Here is a 20,993-nt window from a genome sequence, read left to right on the forward strand (position 1 = left end):
TTTTGGAAACCTCAGAGTAGGCTTGGGGCGGTCGCGGGTCTGTGCGAGAACGAACTCAAGCGCCTGGGCCGGCGCCATGCCGCAAGGGCGTTACAATCGCCCGCATGACCCGCCATACCATCGTGCTCCAGCCCGCCGGCCTCGCCTTCGAGGCGGACGGCGACACCAGCATCCTCCATGCCGCCGAGGCCGCCGGCATCGAGCTGCCCAGTTCCTGCCGCAACGGCACCTGCCGTACCTGCATGTGTCGGGTGCGCAGCGGCGCCGCGGCCCACCTGATCGAGTGGCCGGGCCTGTCCTTCGACGAAAAGCGCGAAGGCTGGATCCTGCCCTGCGTGGCGGTGGCGCGCGGCGCGCTCGAGATCGAGGCGCCGCTGGCGCGCCGCATCGCCTGGAGCGAAGACTAGGGCCGGCCCAGCGCCCGCTCGATGGTCGCCAGCACCTGCGGCCAGGCAGGCGAGCTGGCGGCCACTTCATCGTAATGGCTGGCGCCCGGCAGGATCACCACCTCGGCATGGTCGCCCGCCTTGCGCGCCCGCGCCGCGTAGTCCCGGGCCACGCGCGGCGGCGAGATCGTGTCGAGTTCGCCAGTGACGAGCCAGGTGCGGCTGCCGTTGGGCAGGAGTTCGGCCGCATTGGTATCCACGAACACGTCCGGCCGGCCCGGACCCGGCACGCCGGCCAGCTCGGCGCTGTCGCGCCCGCAGCTCGACTTGATCAGGGCCGCTTCATTGCGCAGGTCGGCCAGGCCACCCAGGCTCACCACTGCCGGCACCTTCAGGGTCTGCGCGCGATGCAGCGGACTGGCGGCCGGGATGCGCGCGCGCCCGGCCATCCATTGCACCAGCTGGCCGCCGGCCGAGTGGCCGACCGCGACCAGGCGTTCCAGGTCGAGCGGGTAGCGCCCGGCCTGGGCCGCCAGCAGATCGAGCGCCGCATGCATGTCCTGGTAGGTGCCGGGATAGCCGCCGCCGGCTTCGTCGGTGCGCCGGTACTCCACGTTCCAGACCGCGATCCCGCGCGCCGCCAGCGCCCCGGCCATGTTGCGCAGCTGGGCGATGCCGCCGAAATTGCTGGTCCAGCAGCCGCCATGCACCAGCACCGCCACCGGGAAGGGACCGCTGCCGGGCGGCAGGAACAGTTCCGCGTACTGCGAGGGCGCCTCGCCATAGGGAATGCGCGCGGTCGGCGCCGGGCCGACCAGGGCCAGGTAGTCGGCCAGCTTCATGGGCGTGGCGGCGGATGCGGCGTGGATGCCGCCTGCGAACAGGGCGGCCAGCAGGAGCGGACGGAAATGTGGACGAAGATGCGGGCAAATGCGCTTCATGGTGGGCCAGGAAATAGTTGAGCAGTCACTATACCGAGGATGACCGGTCCCGGCCAGCCTTGTGCCGGCCGGCCGCGCACGATTGAAAATCCCGGCCTTGGCATCCATGCTAGGCTGCACCTGCATGCAACCACGTCAACAAGGAGGAATGTATGACCCAATCGAAATCTGGCGGTAGCCAGGCCAACAAGCAGTCGGACCACCTGTCCGAGGAAGACCTGGCCAAGCAGCGCGCCGGCCAGAATACGCAGAAGAGCAGCCACGATCACATGTCGGACGTCAAGGCCGGCAAGGGCGAGGGCGCCGGTGGCGGCGCCAAGCAGAAACATCAGCGCTGAACCAGGGCACGGCGGGTCCTGCCCGCCGTGTCGACGCTCCCGGAGCACATCCCACCCGAGAGGCCGACCATGACCATGCTCGCAGAAGTGAACAAGCTGCACGGTCCCCCGCCCGTGCACGCCCACAGTACCCCGGAGCCGGACCAGCCGGATCCGAAGCCGACGCCAGATCCGCGCCCGCCAGTGCCGGACGACGTGCCGGACCCGGCGAATGCGCCGGTCGAGGAGCCGCGCTTCCCGCAAGCGCCGATCCGCGCCGCCTGAGCGGCGCGGGGCGTTCTCCAACGCCTGCCCGGCAAGCCGGGCAGGCCTTCAACCGGCGTCTGCCGAATCAAGCCCCCGACTGGCCGGCATCGTCCGCCGGTTTGCCGCCTGCCGGTTTGCCGCCCGACGGCGGCAGTGGTGGAATCTCGCGGATCATTTCCTCGGTTTCGAGTTCGCCGGGCGATTTCTCGCCGCTGCCGATATCGGCTTCGTGATAGGCGTGGCCCCCTTTCGCTGCGGGGTCGACCTTGCGGGTAGGGTCGTTCATGCTGTACTCCAATGCGGTTGTGGATGTCGGATGATCCTAGCAGGGCGATTCCGGCATTGGCGCGCGCTAGCGGGCAGCTAGCTGCCTGTGATGGTTGCGCTTTTGGCCCCGCGCAAACTCCGCGACTGCTCGATGTGTATCCTCATCGCCGCTGTCTGACGATTTGCACATGCGTGCTCTACACGCCCGGCATAGGGTTCAGGGACCTGCGGGCGAGCTCAGCGAGGGGTTAGCGATGGTGACACGGAGAGAAGTCCTGATCCTGGGCGCAGCCGTGGCCTGCCTGCCGGCGTGCGGCGGTGGCGGAGGCAGTGGCGATGGCGGCGGCCGCGGCCTCCCCGACACCGGCTCGGTGCCGCCCGGGCCCGGCGTTCCGCCGCCGGACACCGCCCCGCGCGTCTACGGAACGAAAATCCTCGAGTGGACCCAGCCGCAGGTCGCCACCGGCGCCGGGGTCGTCGCGGCCGGCGCCGCCGAACGGTCGCCTTCGCCCTCGGTCTTGCGGATGACCCCGGGCGTGCCCGGATCGCTCGCGCAGCAAGCGGTCCTGGCCGAGGTGGCCGGCATGATCCCGAAAGGCACGAGCCCGGGGTTCACGGTGGGCATCTGGGCGCGCAACCCGCAAGGGCGCACACTCGACTTCACGTTTGCCATCGCGAGCGCCGGGGGAGCGCACGAGCTGCGCTGGCATTGCGCCGTCGACCCGTCCGACGACTGGGCATTCCTGACCATGTCGCCGACCCAGCAGTTGCCGATGGGGTGGCAGTTCGGCGTGGATGCGCCCGCCGCGGTGCGGGTCACGCAGCAGGACGACATGTCCGAAGGACCCTGGCAGGCCGGCGACTATCTCTTGTTCGGTCCGGTATACGTCGACCTGGCCTACCGGCCGTCCTTCCTGATCACCTTCGACGACGGCCTGGCGTCGCAGCGGCATCCGCCGTCCGCCTCGGTGCCGAGCGGACAGCAGGTCGTCGAGCGCTACGGCTTCAAGGGCACGCTGTTCATCGTGCCGTCCTGGCTCGGCAGCTCGGGCGTCTACGGGTATGGCAAGACCCGCAACAGCTTCCTGTCGGTCGACGATGTGCTGGCGATGCGCGCCGAGGGCTGGACCATCGGTTCGCATTCGAACACCCATCCGTCGAGCGGCGACAATGCGGGCCTGCGCCTGCTCGGCCCCTACGGCTATTTCCTCAGCAACCCGGTCGACATGCTGCCGCCGGCCTACGTGCGCTTCTGGGAGCTCGGCGCCGGGCATCGGCGGCGCGTGGCCCGCGCGAGCGGCGGGAGCGCAGTCCTGGAATTCGAGAACCCGCATCGCTTGCTGGTCAACATGCCGATCAGCTTCACCGACGCAGCCCCGCCGGGTTTTTCGGTCGGCGCCGTGTATTACTGCCAAGATATCCCAAGCGAGACCAGCGCCAGTTTCGCCACCGACCAGGGAAGCCTGGCGAATACGGTAGCGGCCGCCGCCAGCTGGAACGGCCTGGCCAACTATCGCTATCCGGGATCGGCCAACGACGACAGCGCCATCCATGCGGACATCATGGCAGGCGTCGCCGGCCTGGCGCGCATCGGGATCGCTACCGGAGCGAACTATTTCGCCCTCCCGCAAGGCAGTGCCGACCGCTACGTGCGGTCGGCGTGCATCCGTTCGGGCATCAAGTGGGTCCGTGGCGCCTCGTCCTTCCACGGCCAGACGTTCTCGTTTGGACGGCCGACCGGAGGCGGCTTGAGCCAGGTGCTCGACCAGCCGGGCGGCTGGCTTGCCCACCCCGACAGCGTCCAGACCGACGCCGGGGAGACGCCGTCGCCGGAACAGATCAGGAATTACGTCGACACGACCCTGCACCTGGGCGCCTGCGGCTGTTCCTACCACCACGGGGTCGGCCCCAACACCGTGAGCAAGCTGGAGATGCTCTGCGCCTACCTGCGGACCAAGGTCGACGCCAGGCTGGTCGACGTGCTGACCCTCGAGCAGTTCAGCGCCGACCTTCCGCGCGCCATGCCGTAGCGGCCCGATCCATGTCATGCCGCCGTCATGCTGGCTTACCTATAATGAGAGCCGACACTTGACCGGGAGGAAAACATGGGCCACACCTTGTACGACACGATCCAGCTGGGCCGCGGCCCGCTCCATCTCGCGCGCCGGGTCCAGCTGGCGCTGGCGCTCGGGCTGGCGGCCGGTCTTGGCTGGCTGGCGCTGCGCGCGCTGCGCTGAGGCTTGCCGTCGGCCGGCGCGCCGGGTACCATGGCGCGCCCTGGCTGAATGAAAGTAGGAATGAAAAACGAACAACTGACGACGGACGAATACGACGCCCTCGAACTGGTACGCCGCGGCGTCAAGCGCGACACCGCGGGTGCCTGCGTGGGACGCAATGCCAAGCGTCTCTCGGGACTCAAGATGATGGAAACCACCCGCGACGGGCGTATCGTGCTGACCGAAAAAGGGCAGCAGGTGCTGTTCCTGCGCCGCTGCGTGAAAACCCTGGCGGCGCTGGCGGACGACCCGCAGGCGCCGGTCGACAGCGACGTGGGCCGCTTCCTGAGCCTCAAGTCGCACATCGCGCCGCGCGAAGAGGGCGGCTATGCCCTGACCGACAAGGGCCGCGAGACCCTGGACGACATCACGCGCCAGCAACAGCAGCAGCGCCGCTGAAGCGCTGCCTTGAAGGCGATCGCCGCCGCCCGGCCCGGGCCGGGCCCTAGTTGGCGCGGCGGCGGTTCGGGTACACCAGCACCCGCACGGCGACTTCCGCCGGCACGTTCATCGTCGCCAGGAATTCCGCTGCGCGCTGCAGTCCGAGCGTGGGAATCGACGCCACCGCCTGGTTGATCAGGTCGCGCGTGCGGATGTCGTTGCGCTGCCGCCGGACGCTGCCGGCGTCGCCGGCGCTGCCGGCCAGGGTAGCCAGCTCACCGCTATCGTTCATCATCATCCATATCCGTATGTCCGGGGTTGCAAAAGAGACACGGCTATTTTAAGGCTAACAATGTTGAAAAAGCCACAAATAAATAGCTTCCCGGCACTTTATCTGTTGATGCGCTAGAAATTTGCGCAGGATCAAGCCGGAACCGTCTCCGCTACTCCGTCCACCACCGTGTCCGCCGCTGTTTCGCTGCCGTGATGGCGTGCCGGTGGCAAGGCGCGCCGCTGCACCAGCAGCTGCTCGAAGTCCTCGGCCGCCAGCGGCTTGCTGAAGAAATAGCCCTGCATTTCGTCGCAGCCATGGCTGCGCAGGTAGTCGAGCTGCTCGAGCGTCTCGACGCCTTCCGCGATCACCGCCAGCTTCAGATTGTGCGCCAGGGCGATGATCGAGGTGACGATGGCGGCGTCGTTGGCGTCGTGGGTGATGTCGGCCACGAAGGAGCGGTCGATCTTCAGCACGTCGATCGGGAAGCGCGACAGGTAGGACAGGCTCGAGTAGCCGGTGCCGAAGTCGTCGATCGACAGGTTCACGCCCAGCGACTTCATGCGGTGCAGCAGCTCCACCGCCGGCGTCACGTCGCTCATGAACAGGCTTTCGGTCAGCTCGATCTCGAGGCAGTCCGGGTCGAGCATGGTATCGCGCAGCACCGATTCCAGGCCGGCGATCAGGTCCGGCGCGCCGAACTGGCGCGCCGACAGGTTGACCGCCACCCGCAGCCGGCCCAGGCCGGCATCCTGCCAGGCCTTGTTCTGGGCGCAGGCGGTGCGCATCACCCACGCGCCGATCTGGACGATCAGGCCGGTCTCTTCGGCGATGCCGATGAAGCGTCCCGGCGGCACCATGCCCAGTTCCGGATGGCGCCAGCGCAGCAGGGCTTCCATGCCGACGATCTGGCCGGTCTTCAGGTCCACCTGCGGCTGGTAGTGCAGCACGAATTCGTTGCGCTCGAGGGCGTTGCGCAGCGCGCCTTCGATGCGCACGCGTTCCAGCGACTCCTCGTTCATGGCCGGGGTATAGAACTGGAAGTTGTTGCGGCCCATCTTCTTGGCGCTGTACATCGCAATGTCGGCGTGCTCGATCAGGCTGTCGGCCGGCGTGCCCTCGCTCGGGTACACCGCCACCCCGATCGAGCAGGTGACGAAGAACTCCTTGGTGCCGAGCATGACCGGCTGGGCCACCGAATCCATCACCCGCTGCACGATCTCGGGACGCAGGGACTCGTCGTGGTGTTCGGACAGGATCACCACGAATTCGTCGCCCGACAGGCGGGCCACGGTATCGGTGTCGCGCAGCGAGCCGGTCAGGCGCGCTGCCACAGTCATCAGGAGCACGTCGCCGGCCTTGTGGCCCATCGAGTCGTTGACGAACTTGAAGCGGTCGAGGTCGATCAGCATCACCCACATCGGGTGGCCGCTGCGATTGGCGTAGGCGATCGCCTGGCCGAGGCGGTCCTGCAGCAGCGAGCGGTTGGGCAGGCCGGTCAGCACGTCGTGCTGGGCCACGTGGTGCACGCGCTGCTCGGTGAGCTTGCGCTCGGTGATGTCGCTGCCGGTGCCGCGATAGCCCAGCAGCGCGCCCTGGTCGTCGAACACCGGCTGACCGTTGACGCAGAACCAGCGGGTGTCGCCGTGTTCGTCAAGCACCTTGTATTCGAGGTTGGCGAAAGGTTCGTGGGCCTTGACCTGGGCGATGTGGGCGCGCCCGGCCTCGGTCTCGAGTAAATCGGGCACGTATTCCCAGCGGGTCTTGCCGAGCACCGTCTCCACCGCGACGCCGGCCTTCTCGGTGAAGCCCCCGGTGACCATGGTGAAGCGCAGCTCGCAGTCCTGCTCCCAGTACCAGTCCGAAGACATCGACACCAGCTGGCGGAAGCGCTGTTCGCTCTGCTGCAGGGCGCGTTCGGCGCGTTCGCGCGCAGCCATGTCCTCGACCAGCCGGCGGTTGGTGCGGCGCAGGTCGGCGGTGCGTTGGCGCACCAGTTGCTGTACCTTGCGCGCACGCTGTCCCGACGCCTGCACGAAGGCGGTGCCCAGCAGGGTCATCAGGATGCCGCCCACCAGCAGCGCGCTCGAGGCCATGTGGTCCTGCAGGAAGGGGCGCGGCGCGCTCGCCACCTCGACGCGCCAGGACTTGCCGGCGATGCGCAGCAGCGTGCTGCTGTAGCCGGTATGGCCGGGCGACATGAAGTCGGCCAGCCAGCTGTCGGCGGGCTTGGCGGTGTCGCCGGTGGAAAACATCAGGTTTTCGTGTCCGGCGCGGTCGCCGGCGTAGACCGAGACGAAGATCTCGGCCGGGACGTCGCGCGGATCGAGCAGGCCGGTGTTGGCCAACGCGGCGCGCACCAGCTCGGGGCCGCGGATCACCACTGCGGTGTCGCCGGCCAGCATGCCCTGGCGGTCGAGCACCGGCATGATCAGTTCGAAGCTCGGCTGCCGGGCGTCGTCCTGGGCCAGCTGGAACAGGTCGGTGGCGGCGGCGCGGCCGTCGGCGCGGGCCAGCGACAGGGCGCCCATCACCTGGGCGTTCTCGGAGGCGTTCAGGCCGAAGGCGCGTTCGTTGCCGGCCATCGGTTCGATGAAATCGACGATGTGGTAGCGGGCGCGCTGCGGCGCCGTCACCAGGCCTTGCGGGGTCAGTTCGGTGAACACCGTGCCCGGGCGGACGCGCTGCAGCTCGCGTTCGACCGCGGCGCGCTGCTCGCCCGGCACGCTGCGATGGAAATTGAAGGCTTGGATGTAGCGGTGGCGCTCCAGCAGGGCCGCGGTGAAATCGTGGAACTGCTCGCGGCCGACCGGCTCGCCGCGCGCGAACAGCTGGTTGGTCACGGTCAGCACTTCGACCGCCTGGTCGATGCCCTGGCGTACCGCCGCCACGCGCTCGTCGGCGCGCTGGGCGAATTCGAGCGCCATGTTGTCGTACTCGAGGTGGCTGACCCCCAGGAACAGGGCGCCGGACGCGGCCAGGCCGCCCCCGAGCGTGAGGGCCGCCGCGAGAGTCAGCGACAGGGGCAGGCGAAGCGGCATCGAAGTTCCAGAATATTCGTGAGCAAGACTTGCCAGCAGGCATTAATACGGCAAGTTTGTCACATCCAGCGACGATTCGGCAAATTAAATGTCGCGCAGGCGCCCCGCCCGGGCCGCGTGCGCACACCGGCTGGCGCTAGCGTTTTGACAGCCAGGCAACCACGACGCGCGCCAGCAGGCGGTTGAGCGAAGCCGCGCCGAGGCCGCGATTGCCCAGCCGATCGCGCAGGAAGTGCAGGCAACGCAGGCTGTGGCCGGGGGCGGCGCCGGCGGGCGGCGCACGCTGGGCGAACAGGATCTGGTTGTTGCCGGCGATGCCGGCCAGCCAACAGACCGCGCCGTCGAAGGCTGCCTGCAGGCGTTGCACCGCCGACACATAGTCGGGATCGTAGGTGAAGATGTTGGCGACCAGCACGCCCCCGGGCCGCAGTGCGCGCCGGCAATGCGCATAGAATGCCGCGCTCGACAGGGCAGGGGGCAGTCCGGCGGCATCGAAGCCGTCCACCAGCAACACGTCGGCCACCGCAGCGTCCGTGTGCGCCAGCCATGCCGCCGCATCGCAGTGCAGCACCCGCAGCCGGGCATCGTCCGGCGGCACCTGGAACTGGTCGCGCAGTGCGATCACGTCGGCGCGCACCTCCAGCACGGTGATGCGGGCCCGGGGAAAGTAGCGGTGGCAGAACTTGGCCAGCGAACCGCCGCCCAGGCCGACCATGACGATGTGGCGCGGGCGCGGCGCCAGCAGGGCGAAGCACATCATGGCGCGCGCATAGGACAACACCAGCGCGCCCGGGCGCGACAGCCGCATCTCGCTCTGGATGTCGCCGGGGGTGAACTCGAGCGTGCGGCGGTCGCCCCGGGTGGAGACGATCGGCGCAGGCGGCGTCGAAGAAGTAGGCGGGAGCTCGGGCGCAGGCATGGCGCCAGTATAGTGGAGCCGCCGGCCCCGGGTGGCAGCATGGCCAGTCCTGCGTGGCTTGTTCTGCGGCATCGCTTTCTGATAAGCTGACCATCCGAACAATAGGACAGCCCCCATGTTCCTGGACCATCCTTCGATCACCGCCACCAACGCCCAGACCGAGCCCGACCGACTCGAGCGCCTGCAGCGCGTGTACGGCTATGCGATGGCCCTGGCCGACAGCGCCGGCAATGCCGGTTTCGTCGACAAGCTGACCCAGCTGCACGACCACAAGGGCACCCTGATCGTGCTCTGGCACGCCCCGCCCAGCGCCGAGGAACAGGATTATTTCAGCCGCGCCTGGGCCAGCAAGGTCGGCGACGGCACCACCATGGTCGAACACGAATACTGAGGCAGGACCGGACACATGACGAACCTGGACGCGACCACGATGGTGCTGGTGCTGGCCCTGGGCAACCTGGCCCTGTGCGCGCTGCTGACCTTCTTCGACCACGGACCGGCACGGCCTGCCGCGTTCGGCGCCTGGGCGCTGTCGAAGCAGGTGCAGGCCGGCGCCTGGACCCTGCTGGCGCTGGGCGGGGCGGGCGTGGTGCCCGAAACGCTGGCGCTGCCGGGCGGCTATGCCTTGCTGCTGGCCGGCGTGGCTGTCGAAGCCGGGGCCGCCTGGCAGGAAGCCGGCCGCGACGGCTGGCGCCGTCCCACGCTGCTGGCCGGCGGGCTGGCGGTGCTGGCCTTCTTCGTCTGCTACCTGATCGACGAGCAGGGCCTGCGCAGCCTGGCCGCCTCGCTGCTGCTGGGCGCCCTGTACCTGAACGTCGCCGCGGCGCTGGCCGCCGGCTGGCGCCAGGCCAGCCTGCTGCAGCGCTTCCTGGCCCTGGTCACCGCTGCGCTGGCGCTGGTGGTGGCCGCGCGCGGCCTGTCGGTACTGCTGCTGCCGGGCGGCTGGCGCTGGCTCTCGAGCGAGCTGCTGCGCCAGCTGTCCAGCGCCGCGCTCTACCTCCTGATGCTGGCCAACGCCTTCGGCATGCTGCTGCTTGGCCGCGAGCGCGCCGCGCGCGAGCTGGCCCGCCTCGAGGTGGTGGACCCGCTCACCGACGTGCCCAACCGGCGCGGCTTCTTCAACGCCCTGGCGCCCTGGATGGCGCTGGCGCGCCGCCCCGGCCTGCCCACCGCTTTGGTGGTGCTCGACCTCGACCAGTTCAAGCGCGTCAACGACGCCTATGGCCACCCGGCCGGCGACACCGTGCTGCGCCACGTGGTCGAGCTGTGCAAGCGCCAGCTGCGCGATTCCGACCTGGTGGGACGCCTGGTGGGCGTCGAGTTCGCGATCCTGCTGCCGCGCACCAATCTCGACGAAGCTATCCTGGTGGCCGAGCGCATCCGGGCGGCGATCGCCAGCTCGCCGGTCAAGAGCGAGCGCGCGATGATCGCCATGACGGCCAGCTTCGGCGTCACCGTGATCCGCCCCGAGGACAGCACCGTGACCCTGTTCCAGCGCGCCGACGACGCCCTGCGCGCGGCCAAGGAGGCCGGGCGCAACCGGGTGAGCCAGGGTGTGGCGGTGCCGGTCGAGGTGTAAAGGAAGGAGGAAGCATTTCCGGTCCGGCTTGGTGTTTCCGGCTCCCGTTTTGGGAATTTGCGTGCGCTGCCGTCAGCCATGTGGGTCTGCAAACAGCAGCAAGCGGACTGCGTCGATCAAGGGCCGGCCGGCGCTGTGCCGGGGCCATCGAGTCCCTTTACAAACGCGGCGATGCGCTCGATGGCCCGATTGGCCTCCGGCACCAGGCCCGCGTGTAATTGATAGTCGTGCCACAAGCCCGGTGCTTCATCGACCGTCACCGCTACCCCCGCGCTGCGCATTCGGTTCCCTAGCGCGCGTATTTCCGGCGCGAGCAATTCATCCGATGCAAACTGAAGCAGTGTTGGCGGCATGCCACGCAGGGGCGCTTGTGCAGCAGAGACAAATGCAGTCGCGCGCAAAGGCTTTGGTACGAATGCATCCTGCAACTGATGGATCCAGGCCGCGCTGAGCAACGCGTCCTGACGATTCCTGTCATCATATGTAGCAAGGACATCGACCCACGGCGATATGAGCACCAGGCCCCGGGGCGCGGTGCGCCCGTGGTCCTTGCAATACAGGGCCAGTGTCAGGGCCAAGTTGCCGCCTGCCGAGTCTCCCGCAAAAAACAGCCCATCGGGATACGAGCCATCTCGCTCCAGCGCATCCAGGCAGCGTAGCGCATCATCGAGTTGCGCCGGATACGGATGCTCGGGCGCCAGCCGGTAGCGCGGCACGATCACTGGCAGGCCAGTTTGCGCAGCCAGGCGCATCGTCAGACTGCGATGCGTCGCCGGCGAGCCCATTGCATAGCCACCTCCATGCCAGTAAAGGACGGCGCTTCCTTGTTCCGTGTCGGGCTGGCGCGCGGCGAGCAGTTGTTCCGTTTCGATCCCATCGAGGAGGAGCGCGAGGCGATGCACGTCGGATGGTTTCGGGAACAGGCTCATCATCGCCGCCGTGATACGGCGCTGCCACAGCAGCGGTACCCTGGGGGCCAGCAAGGGCTTGAACAGGATGCGCATGCTCGCGGCAGCGACCCTGGCATGCCAGGATACTTCGCTCGATCCCGTAACGCCGGTATCTCCCATGTCTCGCTCCGGTGAGCGCGGCGGCCAGGCCGCGCAGGTTTGAAGCGCCTAACAATTCCCCCAATCGCTGCGTTGCATCGTCTCGCCGTACTAGCGTACTGCTTCGACGCTGCGCCTTGCTGTTGGGGTTGTGTCAGGCGCTGTTAGTCAGTGTATCGATCGTCCAGGCGCGTGGGAACGCAGCGCCGGAGAAACGCGAGTTGGTCGGCAACGACCCGTTCGAACGCCTCGCCCACGTAGAGATCGAAGTGTCGTTCCGGATAGAGGCGCACCTCGGCTGCCGGCGCGCCTTTTGCATAGCGCAGGCTCGGCGCCGCGGGCGCGACCGAATCCCTGTCGCAAATACAGAACAGGATAGGGCAGGCCACTTTCGCCGCCTTGCGGCCCGGGCGGTAAGTCAGGATGTCCAGTGCCGCACGTGCGGCTACCCGATTATGAAAGGCCAGGCCCTCCGGCACCAGGGCCAGGAATCCGGCTTGCGCATCGGGGGCCGACATGAGCGCTGCCGATCCGGCCGGGCCTGCGGTGGCTACGAAAACCGGCGCCAGCCCCAGCAGGGAGCCAAGCACATCGCAAACCGCCATCGCCGTCACTTTGAGGCTGCTTTGCCAGTTCATGGCCAGGGCTGAGGCAATCCCGTCGGTAAAAGGGCACTGGGCAATTGCAGCTGCCACCCGGTGATCCCGCGCGGCGCTGACGATCACATGGCCCGCGCCGAACGATGTCCCCCACAGGACGACCTGGGCAGGGCGTAGCTGCTCTTGCTCCCGTGCAAAGGCAATGGCACAAGACCAATCTTGGAGCTGGCGGTCGATGACGAGCAGCTGGCGCGGATGGCCCTCGCTGGCGCCGAAATGCCGGTAGTCGAATACGAGGCACGCATAACCCGCCATCGAAAATCGTTCGGCAAACGCGTCCAGGCGCATCTCCCTGACGCCTCCCAATCCGTGCGCCATGACGATGACAGGGAACGGGCCGATTCCATCGGGCTCGTACAACCAGGCCAGGCAATGCTCGCCCTGCTGGCCAGATGCGAACTTGACGTCCAGGCGCTGTTTCATCGCTCCGCCGATCCTTCAACCCGGTGCTGCCGCCGGCCAGTAGCGCTGCTTGATGCGGTCGTGGTAGGCCAACAGTTCTGGCCGGGCCAGGGCGAAGTCTTGCAAGGGCCCGGGAAACGGGTGCTTGACCAGCGCATGCAGTTGGCCGTACACGCTTGCGTCGACGGTACTCGGCGTGGCGCCGAAAAGATAGGCTTGCTCGCCCAGCAGTGTGGTTAAAGCCTGTAATGCGCTGCGACCGATGGTTACGACCTCATCTGCGGAGTGGCGGGCCATTCCCTGCGCCCACACCTGGCGCATTTTCTGGCGACGGATCAGGGAAATGGCTAGCGGTCCCAGTACCGGCAGCAACGGGCGCTGCCAGCCAGCCACACTGCGCTTTGCGTAGTCGAGCAACAAAGGCCGGTAACGGACAAAGTTCGTGTCAACGCACCAGCGAAAGTAAAAGCCTGCAAAATATAACTGGCTTTCGGCCATGCACTGGATTGCCTCCGCCTGGGCTTGCTGCACCGGGTCGAGATGGGTGTCGTCAAGTGCGCGTGGATCGTGCTTCTGGAGGTAAGCGATAATGAAGGAAGAGTCGGCGATCAGGCGCCCATCCACGCGTGCCGAAGGGAGTTTTGCTTTCGGCATTTCACGCCGGGTGCCGGTGCGCGTCTCGTAAGGGATGCCTGACATGCGCAGCCACGTTTCCAGCTTGATAACGAATGGACTGATGTCAGGCGTATCGGTGCCAGCAGGGTAACCATACTTGTAGACGATGATCACAGGGCCTCCTCGGCTCGAACGCACCGTATGAGCACGCTCGGTAGTAGCTTACTCCAGATTGCTCCATCCAATCCGACATTCATAAGCAGGAACACGACCGGGCCGGGGAGGGGACGCATTTCCCCAGGGGCTGTTTCAGCCGTCCCGCTAGCTCGTCGAGATTCTCCGTTCCCCAGTTGAATCCACAGTCGAAATACAGACGGCCGAGTTAGCGCCGCTGCCGGCCAGAAACCGACCTCGCCAATCCTGCGCGGCAGGATGCGAGATCGCGCCGCAAGAACGTCAAGGCTGCCGGCCTGTCAGCTTTTCCTTCACGTAAGCCAGCCAGCGGTCGTCCGGATCCGGCCTGCCGCGGACGGTCTCGATGTGTTCGAAGCTGCGCCAGGTGGCAGGCTTGCCGCGGAAGATCAGATAGTGTTCGCCGACGACAAAATTCGGCCGCAGGACACAGTCGGAATCGTTATGCAAGCGCCCTCCGCCACGCTGCCAGAAAGCGGCGTCACGGTGGTCGTTCGATGGTGACGCGCGCCGGTTTTCCCCTTGCGCGCCAATGAGGACAAAGCGTCGTTCGTCCGGACCCAGCAGGCGCTCCTGGACGTCGAATTCGTATTCCACGGCCGGGCGGCCGCCACCATTTGAATGCGACAACAAGGGCGCCAACGGGGTGGCGCGAACCACCCTGGCAACGACGACATCGCTGGCCAGTGCGATCTGCTCGTCCGGCGTGACGACCTGTTCCATGGGAGGGGCAAAGCAGGCATGACTTCCCGGGCTCGCCAGGATGCCGAGCAACAGGATGGCATAAGCGGGCTTTGCCGGGCCAAACCGCGAAAACAGCGTGATCATCGAGGCTCCTCCTGTCAATCGAATGGTGCATGTTAGCAGTTGGCCGGCTGTGGAAATGCGCGCTCTGTCACCGTTGGCCGGGTGTTGCACCCTGCAGGCCCGTCACACGCCGGTCATCTCCCGGACCTATCCTGCGGCATCGCCGTTGCCGGAGCGTCCCATGCATCCTCCATCCTTCCCTCCTTTCCGCTACGCCGCCGTCGAACTCGGCTCCGACAGTTTTCGCCTGCACGTCGGGCGCATCGAGCGCGATGAACTGGTGCTGGAGGCGTCCCTGTGCGAGCGGGTGGCGCTGGCCGCCTCCTTCGAAGAGGACGGCAGCCTGTGCGAAGCCGCGATGCGGCGCGCGCTGGCCTGCCTGCGCGACTTTGCGCAGACGCTCGACGCCTGGCGTCCGCAGGCGGTGCGGGTGGTCGCCACCGCCGCGCTCCGGATGGCCCGCAACGCCGCCGTGTTCCTGCCCGCCGCCGAAACGGCCTTGCGGCGCCCGATCGAACTGGTCGCCGGCGACGAGACCGGGCGCCTGGTTTACCTGGGCGTAGCCAGCACCCTGGACGACGCGGGCGCGCCAAGCGGGTGCGCTCGCCTGGTGCTCGACATCGGCGCCGCCTCGACCGAACTGGTGCTGGGCCGGGGGGCGGTGGTCGAGCGCGTCGAATCGTTCAGGGTAGGGGCGGTGCGCCAGAGCCTGAGCTTCTTCGGCGACGGCCGCATCGATGCGGCCGGCTTCGACGCCGCCGTGCGCTCCGGACGCAGCCGGTTCGCCGAGAGCGCACTGGCCGGGGGGCGCTGGGAAGTGGCCTACGGCGCCTGCGGGACCGTGCGGGCGCTCAGCGAGATCGCCGGCGCGCAGCGCCTGACCCCGGACACCCTGCGCGCGCTGCGGGCGCGCTTCCTGGAGGCCGGCCACCTGGCCCGGGTGCGCCTGGCCTGGCCGGCGGCGGCGCGCGTCCCGCACCTGGCTGGTGGGCTGGCGCTGCTGGTCGCGCTGGTGGAGGAATGCGGGTTGGCCGAGGTGGCGCCGGTCCGCGCCGGCCTGCGGGTGGGCGCGCTGTGGGACCTGCACCGCCGGGCCGCCCCCGGCGCGGCCGCCGCCTGAGCGCGGCCGGCGGGGACCCGGGCGCCGCTCAGGTCCCTGGCCGGGTACCCCGAATGTCGTTTTCCGCACCGGCTCCCTCTTTTTACTGTTTTTGGAAACTTCTGGTGGCATACTTCTGTTGTCCGTTCAACCATGCTCCCACCGTTTTTCCATGTTCCGCTTTTTCCTGTCCGCGTTGGCCGTCTCCTGTCTGCTGGTGCACGCCCGGGCCATCGGCGCGCCGGGCGAGCACATCACCCTGTGTTTCGAGCGCCAGGAAGTGCGTCCCTGGCGCACGCTCGACGGCGGCGGCCTGAACTTCGAACTGCTGGCCGAGGTGGCCAGGCGCACCGGCGTCACCTTCGACTACCAGAGCATGCCCTGGAAGCGCTGCCTCGCGCAGCTCAAGGCCAACCAGGTCGGCGGCGCCTTCGCGGTCAGCTTCAATCGCGAACGGATGGCGCTCGGCGCCTATCCGGGCGTGGCCGCCGGCGCCCCGAACCCGCGCGCCGATCCATCCAAGCGCATGCATACCGATACCTACATGCTGGTGCGCCGCCGCGGCAGCCGGCTCGACTGGGACGGCAAGGCCTTCCGCAACCTGGAAGGACGGATCGGCTTCCAGCTCGGCTATTCGGTGGGCGACTTCCTGCGCGCGCAGGGCGCGCAGACTGACGAAGGCAGCCAGCGCTCGGACGAGCTGGCGCAGAAGCTGATCGCGGGCCGCCTGGCCGGTGCGGCGCTGGGCGGCGGCGACGCCGCGCGCCTGATGCGCGGGCCCTACGGCAAGCGGCTCGAGCTGCTGCCGGTGCCGCTGATCGAGAAACCCTATTTCCTGGTGCTCTCGAATGCCCTGGCCGCGGCCCAGCCGCAGCTGGCCGCGCGCTTGTGGGACGCGGTCGAGGAGGTGCGCACCAGCCCGGCCTACCGCAAGCGCGAGCAGCAGGAGCTCGGCGGACGCCAGTTTGGCAGCCGCGCGAGCGGCGAGGGCCGCGGCCGCGCCGCAAGCAGCGCGGCAATCATGGAGCGTGAGCATGGAGGCAGCCATTAAGCGCCACGGCAGGGGCCTGCGCGCCGTGCCGCGCCGGCTGGTCGAGAACTGGCGCCAGAACATCGTGTTCCGGCTCGGCGCCGGGATCGTGCTCGCGGTCGCGCTGTCGACCGGCGTCTACACCACCTACACCCTGCATACCCTGCGCCTGGAAGCCGATGCGCGCCTGCAGGAGCGCATGGAGCGCCAGGCCACGGTGCTGTCGCACGCGCTGGCGCGTCCGCTGTTCGACATCAACAGCGCCGCCGTGTCCTCGGTGGTCGATGCGCTCGGCGCCACGCCCGAGGTGCAGACCCTGCGCGTGCTTTCGCCCGACGGCACCCTGCAGGCCGCGCTCGGGAATACCGGTGCACACGAGGACGGCGCGCAGGAGGACGGAGGTAAAGCGCTGCGCGTGCGCCGCCGCATCAGCTACAACGACGGCACCCGCACCTATTCGGTCGGCGTGATCGAGCTGGCCTTCTCGCGCGAGCAGATCGACCAGGACCTGCGCCAGCAGATTATCCACACGGCCGCCGCCAACATCCTGCTGACGCTGGCCATCGTCGGCTGCGTGTTCGTGGTGGGGCGCCGCATGTCGCAGCCTTTCGCCGACATCCAGGACGCGCTCGAGAAGCTGGCGCGCGGCGCAACCGACATCCGCCTGTCCGGGATCGGCCGGCGCGACCAGGTCGGGCGCCTGTCGTCGGCGGTGCGCAGCTTTCGGGACACCCTGAACCGGCTGCGCCAGGCCGAGCAGGCGACTTCCGGCCTGCTGCGCGAGAAGAGCCGCATCGAGCAGCAGCTGCGCGAGCTGAACGAAGACCTGGAGCAGAAGATCGCCGCCCGCACCGAGGAGCTGACGCAGTCGAACCTGCGCGCGGAAGCCGCCAACGTCGCCAAGTCCGAATTCCTGGCCAACATGAGCCACGAGATCCGCACGCCGATGAGCGCGATCATCGGCATGGCCTACCTGGCGCTGCGCACCGACCTGAATCCCAAGCAGCAGGACTACGTCGGCAAGATCCACCGCGCCGCGCTGTCGCTGCTCGGGATCATCAACGACATCCTCGATTTTTCCAAGATCGAGGCCGGCAAGCTGGACGTCGAGCAGGTCCCGTTCTGCCTCGACGAAGTGCTCGGCAACGTGGCCAGCGTGACCAGCCAGCGCGCCGCCGACAAGCGCCTCGAATACCTGTTCCACGTGCCGCACGCGGTGCCGCGCAAGCTGGTGGGCGACCCGCTGCGCCTGGGACAGGTCTTGATCAACCTGGTCAACAACGCCGTCAAGTTCACGCCCGCCGGCGAGCTGCAGCTGTCCTGCATCCCGCTGAAAGGGGGCGAGCCCGGCCGCGTCAAGCTGCGCTTCGCGGTGCGCGACACCGGCATCGGCATCGGCGAAGAACAGCAGGCCAAGCTGTTTCGCGCCTTCAGCCAGGCCAACGGCTCGACCACCCGCGAATACGGCGGCACCGGCCTCGGGCTGTCGATCTCGCAGCAGCTGGTGGGCCTGATGGGCGGGCGCATCGCGGTCGACAGCGCGCCCGGCGCCGGCTCGACCTTCCACTTCGACCTCGACTTCGCGCTGTCGGGCGAACCGGAACCGGCCATGGCCGCGCCGCCCGAACTGAGCGGCGCGCGGGTGCTGGTGGTGGACGACAGCGCGCTGGCGCGCGCCATCCTGCGCGAAGCCCTGGCGGCGCTGCCGCTGCGGGTGGAATGCGCCTCGGATGCGCGCCACGCCGAGGGCGCGATCGTGGCCGCCGACGCCGCCGGCATGCCGTACCGCCTGGTGCTCACCGACTGCAGCATGCCGCGCATGGACGGCATCGAACTGGTGCGCCGCGTCCGCGCCAACCAGGCCTTGCGCGCGCCGCCGCTCACCGTGCTGGTGACCGCCTTCGGGCGCGAGGACGTGCAGGCCCGGGCCGAGGAGGCGGGCGTGGACGGCTTCCTGTTCAAGCCCTTCGTGCAGTCGGCGCTGATGGACACCTTGTCCGGCCTGTACAGCGCCGCCCGGACCGGCGTGGCCGGGGGCGGGGTGGCGCGCAGCCACCAGCACGGCGCGCGCGTGCTGGTGGTGGAGGACAACCTGGTCAACCAGCAGATCGCGCGCGAATTGCTCGAGGCCCAGGGCGTGGACGTCGACGTCGCCTCGACCGGCCACCAGGCGCTGGAAAAGCTGCACCAGGCCGGGCCGGGCGGCTATCGGCTGGTGCTGATGGACCTCGAGATGCCCCAACTCGACGGCCATGCGGCGACCGTGGAACTGCGCAAGGACCCGCGCTTCGACGAGCTGCCGGTCATTGCGATGACGGCGCATGCCTTGGCCGAGATCCGTGAACGCTGCCTGAGCGAGGGCATGCAGGACTACATCACCAAGCCGGTCGACCCGGAAAAACTGGTTGCCACGCTGGCGCGCTGGATCGGCAAGGCGATGCCGGCGCGGTTTTCCTCGCCGGCCCTGTCGGCCGCCGACCTGGCGCCGCTGCCGGGGCTGGCCGGCATCGATTCCAGCTTCGGCCTGCGCAACGTGGGCGGCAACAGCGCGCTCTACGTCGAGCTGCTGGACCGCTTCCGCGCTTCGCAGCGCGACGCCGGCTGCAGCATCCGCAGCGACCTCGACGGCGGACGCCTGCGCGAGGTGGCCAGCCGCGCGCATTCGCTGCGCGGCGTGGCCGGCAACATCGGCGCGCGCGAGCTGCAGTCGCTCGCGCAGGAGATCGAGGAAGGCGTCGGCAGGCCGGCGCCCGACCTGGCCGCGCTCGACCGCAGCGTGTCGGCCCTCGAGCGCGCCATCACCGACCTGATGGATTCGCTCGACTGCTATTTCGCCAACGCGCCCGAAGTCCCGGCTGCCGCGCCGGCCGGCGCCACGGCGGACCCGAACGACGCCGAAGCGGCCATGCAGGCGGCGGCCCGGCTGGAAAGCCTGCTGGCCGAGTTCTCGGGCGAAGCCACCGATTATTTCGACACCGTGCGCGCGCCGCTGGGCCGCCTGCTCGGTCCCGGTGCGCTGGCGCGCCTCGAGGCCCACCTGTCGCGTTACGAATTCGAAGAAGCCCGCCTGGTGCTCAGCCAGGGCAGGGGCGCTTCCCCCTCCATTGCGGAACACATATGAATGCCCTGAAGGACAAGTTGCAGCCACAAGCGCAGCCACAGCCCTACCGGCCGACGATCCTGATCGTCGACGACACGCCCGACAACATCATGCTGCTGTTGCGCCTGCTGAAAGACAAATACCACACCAAGGTCGCCACCAACGGCAGTACCGCGCTGCAGGTGGCCGGCGCCACCCCGGACCTGGACCTGATCCTGCTCGACGTGATGATGCCCGGTATGGACGGTTACGAGACCTGCCGCCAGCTGAAGGCCAATCCGGCCACCGCCGACATCCCGGTGATCTTCCTGACCGCGAAGAACCAGATCGAGGACGAGGCCATGGGCTTGTCGGTGGGCGCGGTGGACTACCTCGGCAAGCCGATCAGCCCGCCGATCCTGTTCGCGCGCGTCTCGACCCACCTGACTCTGCGCGCGGCGCGCAGGCAGCTGGAGGAGCACAACCAGAACCTGGAGCGGATGGTGCAGCAGCGCACCGCGCAGCTGCTGCTGGTGCAGGAGGCCTTGATCCTGGCGATGGGGGCGATGGCCGAGACCCGCGACGGCCAGGGCCCGGACGGCGGCGGGACCAACCACATCCGCCGCACCCAGCATTACATGCGCGCGCTGGCCACCAGGCTGCGCAGCCACCCGCGCTTCGCCGCCAGCCTGAGCGACGAGAACATCGAGCTGATGACCAAGTCGGCGCCGCTGCACGACATCGGCAAGGTGGCGATCCCCGACCACATCCTGCAGAAGCGGGGCAAGCTCGACCCCGAGGAATTCGAGGTGATGAAGCTGCACGCGGCCTACGGCCACGACACCATCATGCTGGCCGAGAAGCACCTGGGCGGCACCAACAGCTTCCTGATGTTCGCGCGCGAGATCGCCCATTCGCACCAGGAGAAATGGGATGGCAGCGGCTATCCGGAAAGCCTGCGTGGCGAGGCGATTCCCGTGTCGGCGCGCCTGATGGCGGTGGCCGACGTCTACGACGCGCTGATTTCGCGCCGCGTGTACAAGCCGCCCTTCACCCATGCGCAGTCGCTCGAGATCATGGCGCAGGGACGCGGCACCCATTTCGATCCGGACGTGCTGGATGCCTTCTTTGCACTGGAAGCCGAATTCAGGCGTATCGCGCAGGAATACGCCGACGAGGACGAGCTGGCGCAGCAGGATGGCGGCTAGCGCCGGCCCGGAGCATTGACCAGCGTGTTGGCAGTCGCGGGGCAAATCGACTATATTGTTTAGCTTGTTGAACGATGGAGTCAGTAATGCCCAGGAAGTCAGCTGCCGTGACGCCGGCAGCCAAGGCCGCCAGGCCGGCTGCAAAAGCAGTGGCCAAGGCGGCCAAAGTGCCGCCCAAGGCAGCGCCAAAAGCAGCGGCGAAGGCGGT

Annotated in this window: 21 protein-coding genes; 12 read left to right on the forward strand and 9 right to left on the reverse strand. The window is 68.2% G+C overall.

Features of this window, described 5'->3' with window-relative positions; all coding sequences use genetic code 11:
- Positions 1-104 precede the first annotated feature (104 nt).
- A complete protein-coding gene (locus tag AB3347_RS01515; protein WP_369090005.1) occupies positions 105-407 on the forward strand; it encodes a 2Fe-2S iron-sulfur cluster-binding protein in 303 nt (100 codons plus the stop codon).
- Here AB3347_RS01515 and AB3347_RS01520 read toward each other — a convergent pair.
- Positions 404-1,327: an alpha/beta hydrolase gene (locus AB3347_RS01520; RefSeq protein WP_369090006.1), complete on the reverse strand. Its 924-nt coding sequence runs from the start codon at positions 1,325-1,327 to the stop codon at positions 404-406. The two genes, AB3347_RS01515 and AB3347_RS01520, sit on opposite strands and share 4 nt — an antisense overlap.
- A 152-nt stretch (positions 1,328-1,479) precedes the next feature.
- On the opposite strand from AB3347_RS01520, the gene AB3347_RS01525 reads away from it, so the two are divergent.
- Both AB3347_RS01525 and AB3347_RS01530 read left to right on the forward strand, forming a co-directional pair.
- Complete coding sequence (locus AB3347_RS01525) at positions 1,480-1,665, forward strand: hypothetical protein (RefSeq protein WP_369090007.1); 186 nt, start codon at positions 1,480-1,482, stop codon at positions 1,663-1,665.
- A gap of 69 nt (positions 1,666-1,734) precedes the next feature.
- Positions 1,735-1,929: a hypothetical protein gene (locus AB3347_RS01530; RefSeq protein ID WP_369090008.1), complete on the forward strand. Its 195-nt coding sequence runs from the start codon at positions 1,735-1,737 to the stop codon at positions 1,927-1,929.
- A gap of 67 nt (positions 1,930-1,996) precedes the next feature.
- On the opposite strand, the gene AB3347_RS01535 is transcribed toward AB3347_RS01530, so the two are convergent.
- The gene (locus tag AB3347_RS01535) at positions 1,997-2,197 is read right to left on the reverse strand and encodes a hypothetical protein (protein WP_369090009.1); all 201 of its coding nucleotides are present in this window, start codon (positions 2,195-2,197) and stop codon (positions 1,997-1,999) included.
- A gap of 235 nt (positions 2,198-2,432) precedes the next feature.
- Between AB3347_RS01535 and AB3347_RS01540 the strand changes: the two genes are divergently transcribed.
- From AB3347_RS01540 to AB3347_RS01550, 3 genes are all read left to right on the forward strand, one after another.
- Positions 2,433-4,208, forward strand: coding sequence for a polysaccharide deacetylase family protein (locus AB3347_RS01540; RefSeq protein ID WP_369090010.1), 1,776 nt, complete (start codon positions 2,433-2,435; stop codon positions 4,206-4,208).
- A gap of 75 nt (positions 4,209-4,283) precedes the next feature.
- Positions 4,284-4,415, forward strand: a complete 132-nt coding sequence (locus AB3347_RS01545) for a hypothetical protein (RefSeq protein WP_369090011.1) — start codon at positions 4,284-4,286, stop codon at positions 4,413-4,415.
- Between the two features lie 60 nt (positions 4,416-4,475).
- Complete coding sequence (locus tag AB3347_RS01550; RefSeq protein ID WP_369090012.1) at positions 4,476-4,853, forward strand: hypothetical protein; 378 nt, start codon at positions 4,476-4,478, stop codon at positions 4,851-4,853.
- A gap of 46 nt (positions 4,854-4,899) precedes the next feature.
- Here AB3347_RS01550 and AB3347_RS01555 read toward each other — a convergent pair whose 3' ends face one another.
- From AB3347_RS01555 to AB3347_RS01565, 3 genes are all read right to left on the reverse strand, one after another.
- The gene (locus AB3347_RS01555) at positions 4,900-5,130 is read right to left on the reverse strand and encodes a hypothetical protein (protein ID WP_369090013.1); all 231 of its coding nucleotides are present in this window, start codon (positions 5,128-5,130) and stop codon (positions 4,900-4,902) included.
- A 128-nt stretch (positions 5,131-5,258) separates the two neighbouring features.
- A complete protein-coding gene (locus AB3347_RS01560; protein WP_369090014.1) occupies positions 5,259-8,147 on the reverse strand; it encodes an EAL domain-containing protein in 2,889 nt (962 codons plus the stop codon).
- A gap of 136 nt (positions 8,148-8,283) precedes the next feature.
- On the reverse strand, positions 8,284-9,066 hold the full coding sequence (locus AB3347_RS01565; protein WP_369090015.1) for a fused MFS/spermidine synthase: 783 nt from the start codon (positions 9,064-9,066) through the stop codon (positions 8,284-8,286).
- A gap of 115 nt (positions 9,067-9,181) precedes the next feature.
- Between AB3347_RS01565 and AB3347_RS01570 the strand changes: the two genes are divergently transcribed.
- Together AB3347_RS01570 and AB3347_RS01575 are read left to right on the forward strand one after the other, a co-directional pair.
- On the forward strand, positions 9,182-9,457 hold the full coding sequence (locus AB3347_RS01570; RefSeq protein WP_369090016.1) for a hypothetical protein: 276 nt from the start codon (positions 9,182-9,184) through the stop codon (positions 9,455-9,457).
- 15 nt (positions 9,458-9,472) lie between these two features.
- The gene (locus AB3347_RS01575; protein WP_369090017.1) at positions 9,473-10,645 is read left to right on the forward strand and encodes a diguanylate cyclase; all 1,173 of its coding nucleotides are present in this window, start codon (positions 9,473-9,475) and stop codon (positions 10,643-10,645) included.
- Positions 10,646-10,761: 116 nt separating this feature from the next.
- On the opposite strand, the gene AB3347_RS01580 is transcribed toward AB3347_RS01575, so the two are convergent.
- The 4 genes from AB3347_RS01580 to AB3347_RS01595 form a co-directional block, all read right to left on the reverse strand.
- Entirely contained in the window at positions 10,762-11,649 is an 888-nt protein-coding gene (locus AB3347_RS01580; RefSeq protein ID WP_369090018.1) for an alpha/beta hydrolase, read from the reverse strand.
- Between the two features lie 209 nt (positions 11,650-11,858).
- Entirely contained in the window at positions 11,859-12,776 is a 918-nt protein-coding gene (locus AB3347_RS01585) for an alpha/beta hydrolase (RefSeq protein WP_369090019.1), read from the reverse strand.
- A gap of 15 nt (positions 12,777-12,791) precedes the next feature.
- The gene (locus AB3347_RS01590; protein ID WP_369090020.1) at positions 12,792-13,544 is read right to left on the reverse strand and encodes a glutathione S-transferase family protein; all 753 of its coding nucleotides are present in this window, start codon (positions 13,542-13,544) and stop codon (positions 12,792-12,794) included.
- 282 nt (positions 13,545-13,826) lie between these two features.
- A complete protein-coding gene (locus AB3347_RS01595; protein WP_369090021.1) occupies positions 13,827-14,390 on the reverse strand; it encodes a hypothetical protein in 564 nt (187 codons plus the stop codon).
- Positions 14,391-14,550: 160 nt separating this feature from the next.
- Here AB3347_RS01595 and AB3347_RS01600 point away from each other — a divergent pair, with 160 nt between their 5' ends.
- The 4 genes from AB3347_RS01600 (at position 14,551) to AB3347_RS01615 (ending at position 20,785) form a co-directional block, all read left to right on the forward strand.
- Positions 14,551-15,489 (forward strand): hypothetical protein, encoded by a 939-nt coding sequence (locus AB3347_RS01600; protein ID WP_369090022.1) that lies wholly within the window; start codon positions 14,551-14,553, stop codon positions 15,487-15,489.
- 151 nt (positions 15,490-15,640) lie between these two features.
- Positions 15,641-16,519: a transporter substrate-binding domain-containing protein gene (locus AB3347_RS01605; protein ID WP_369090023.1), complete on the forward strand. Its 879-nt coding sequence runs from the start codon at positions 15,641-15,643 to the stop codon at positions 16,517-16,519.
- On the forward strand, positions 16,503-19,619 hold the full coding sequence (locus AB3347_RS01610) for a response regulator (protein ID WP_369090024.1): 3,117 nt from the start codon (positions 16,503-16,505) through the stop codon (positions 19,617-19,619). Before AB3347_RS01605 ends, AB3347_RS01610 begins: the two co-directional genes overlap by 17 nt.
- Positions 19,616-20,785 (forward strand): two-component system response regulator, encoded by a 1,170-nt coding sequence (locus tag AB3347_RS01615; protein WP_369090025.1) that lies wholly within the window; start codon positions 19,616-19,618, stop codon positions 20,783-20,785. The genes AB3347_RS01610 and AB3347_RS01615 overlap by 4 nt, the downstream gene beginning before the upstream one ends.
- Positions 20,786-20,993 lie beyond the last annotated feature (208 nt).

Origin of the sequence: Massilia sp. X63 (assembly GCF_041023745.1) — a bacterium.
Taxonomy (GTDB): domain Bacteria; phylum Pseudomonadota; class Gammaproteobacteria; order Burkholderiales; family Burkholderiaceae_D; genus Telluria.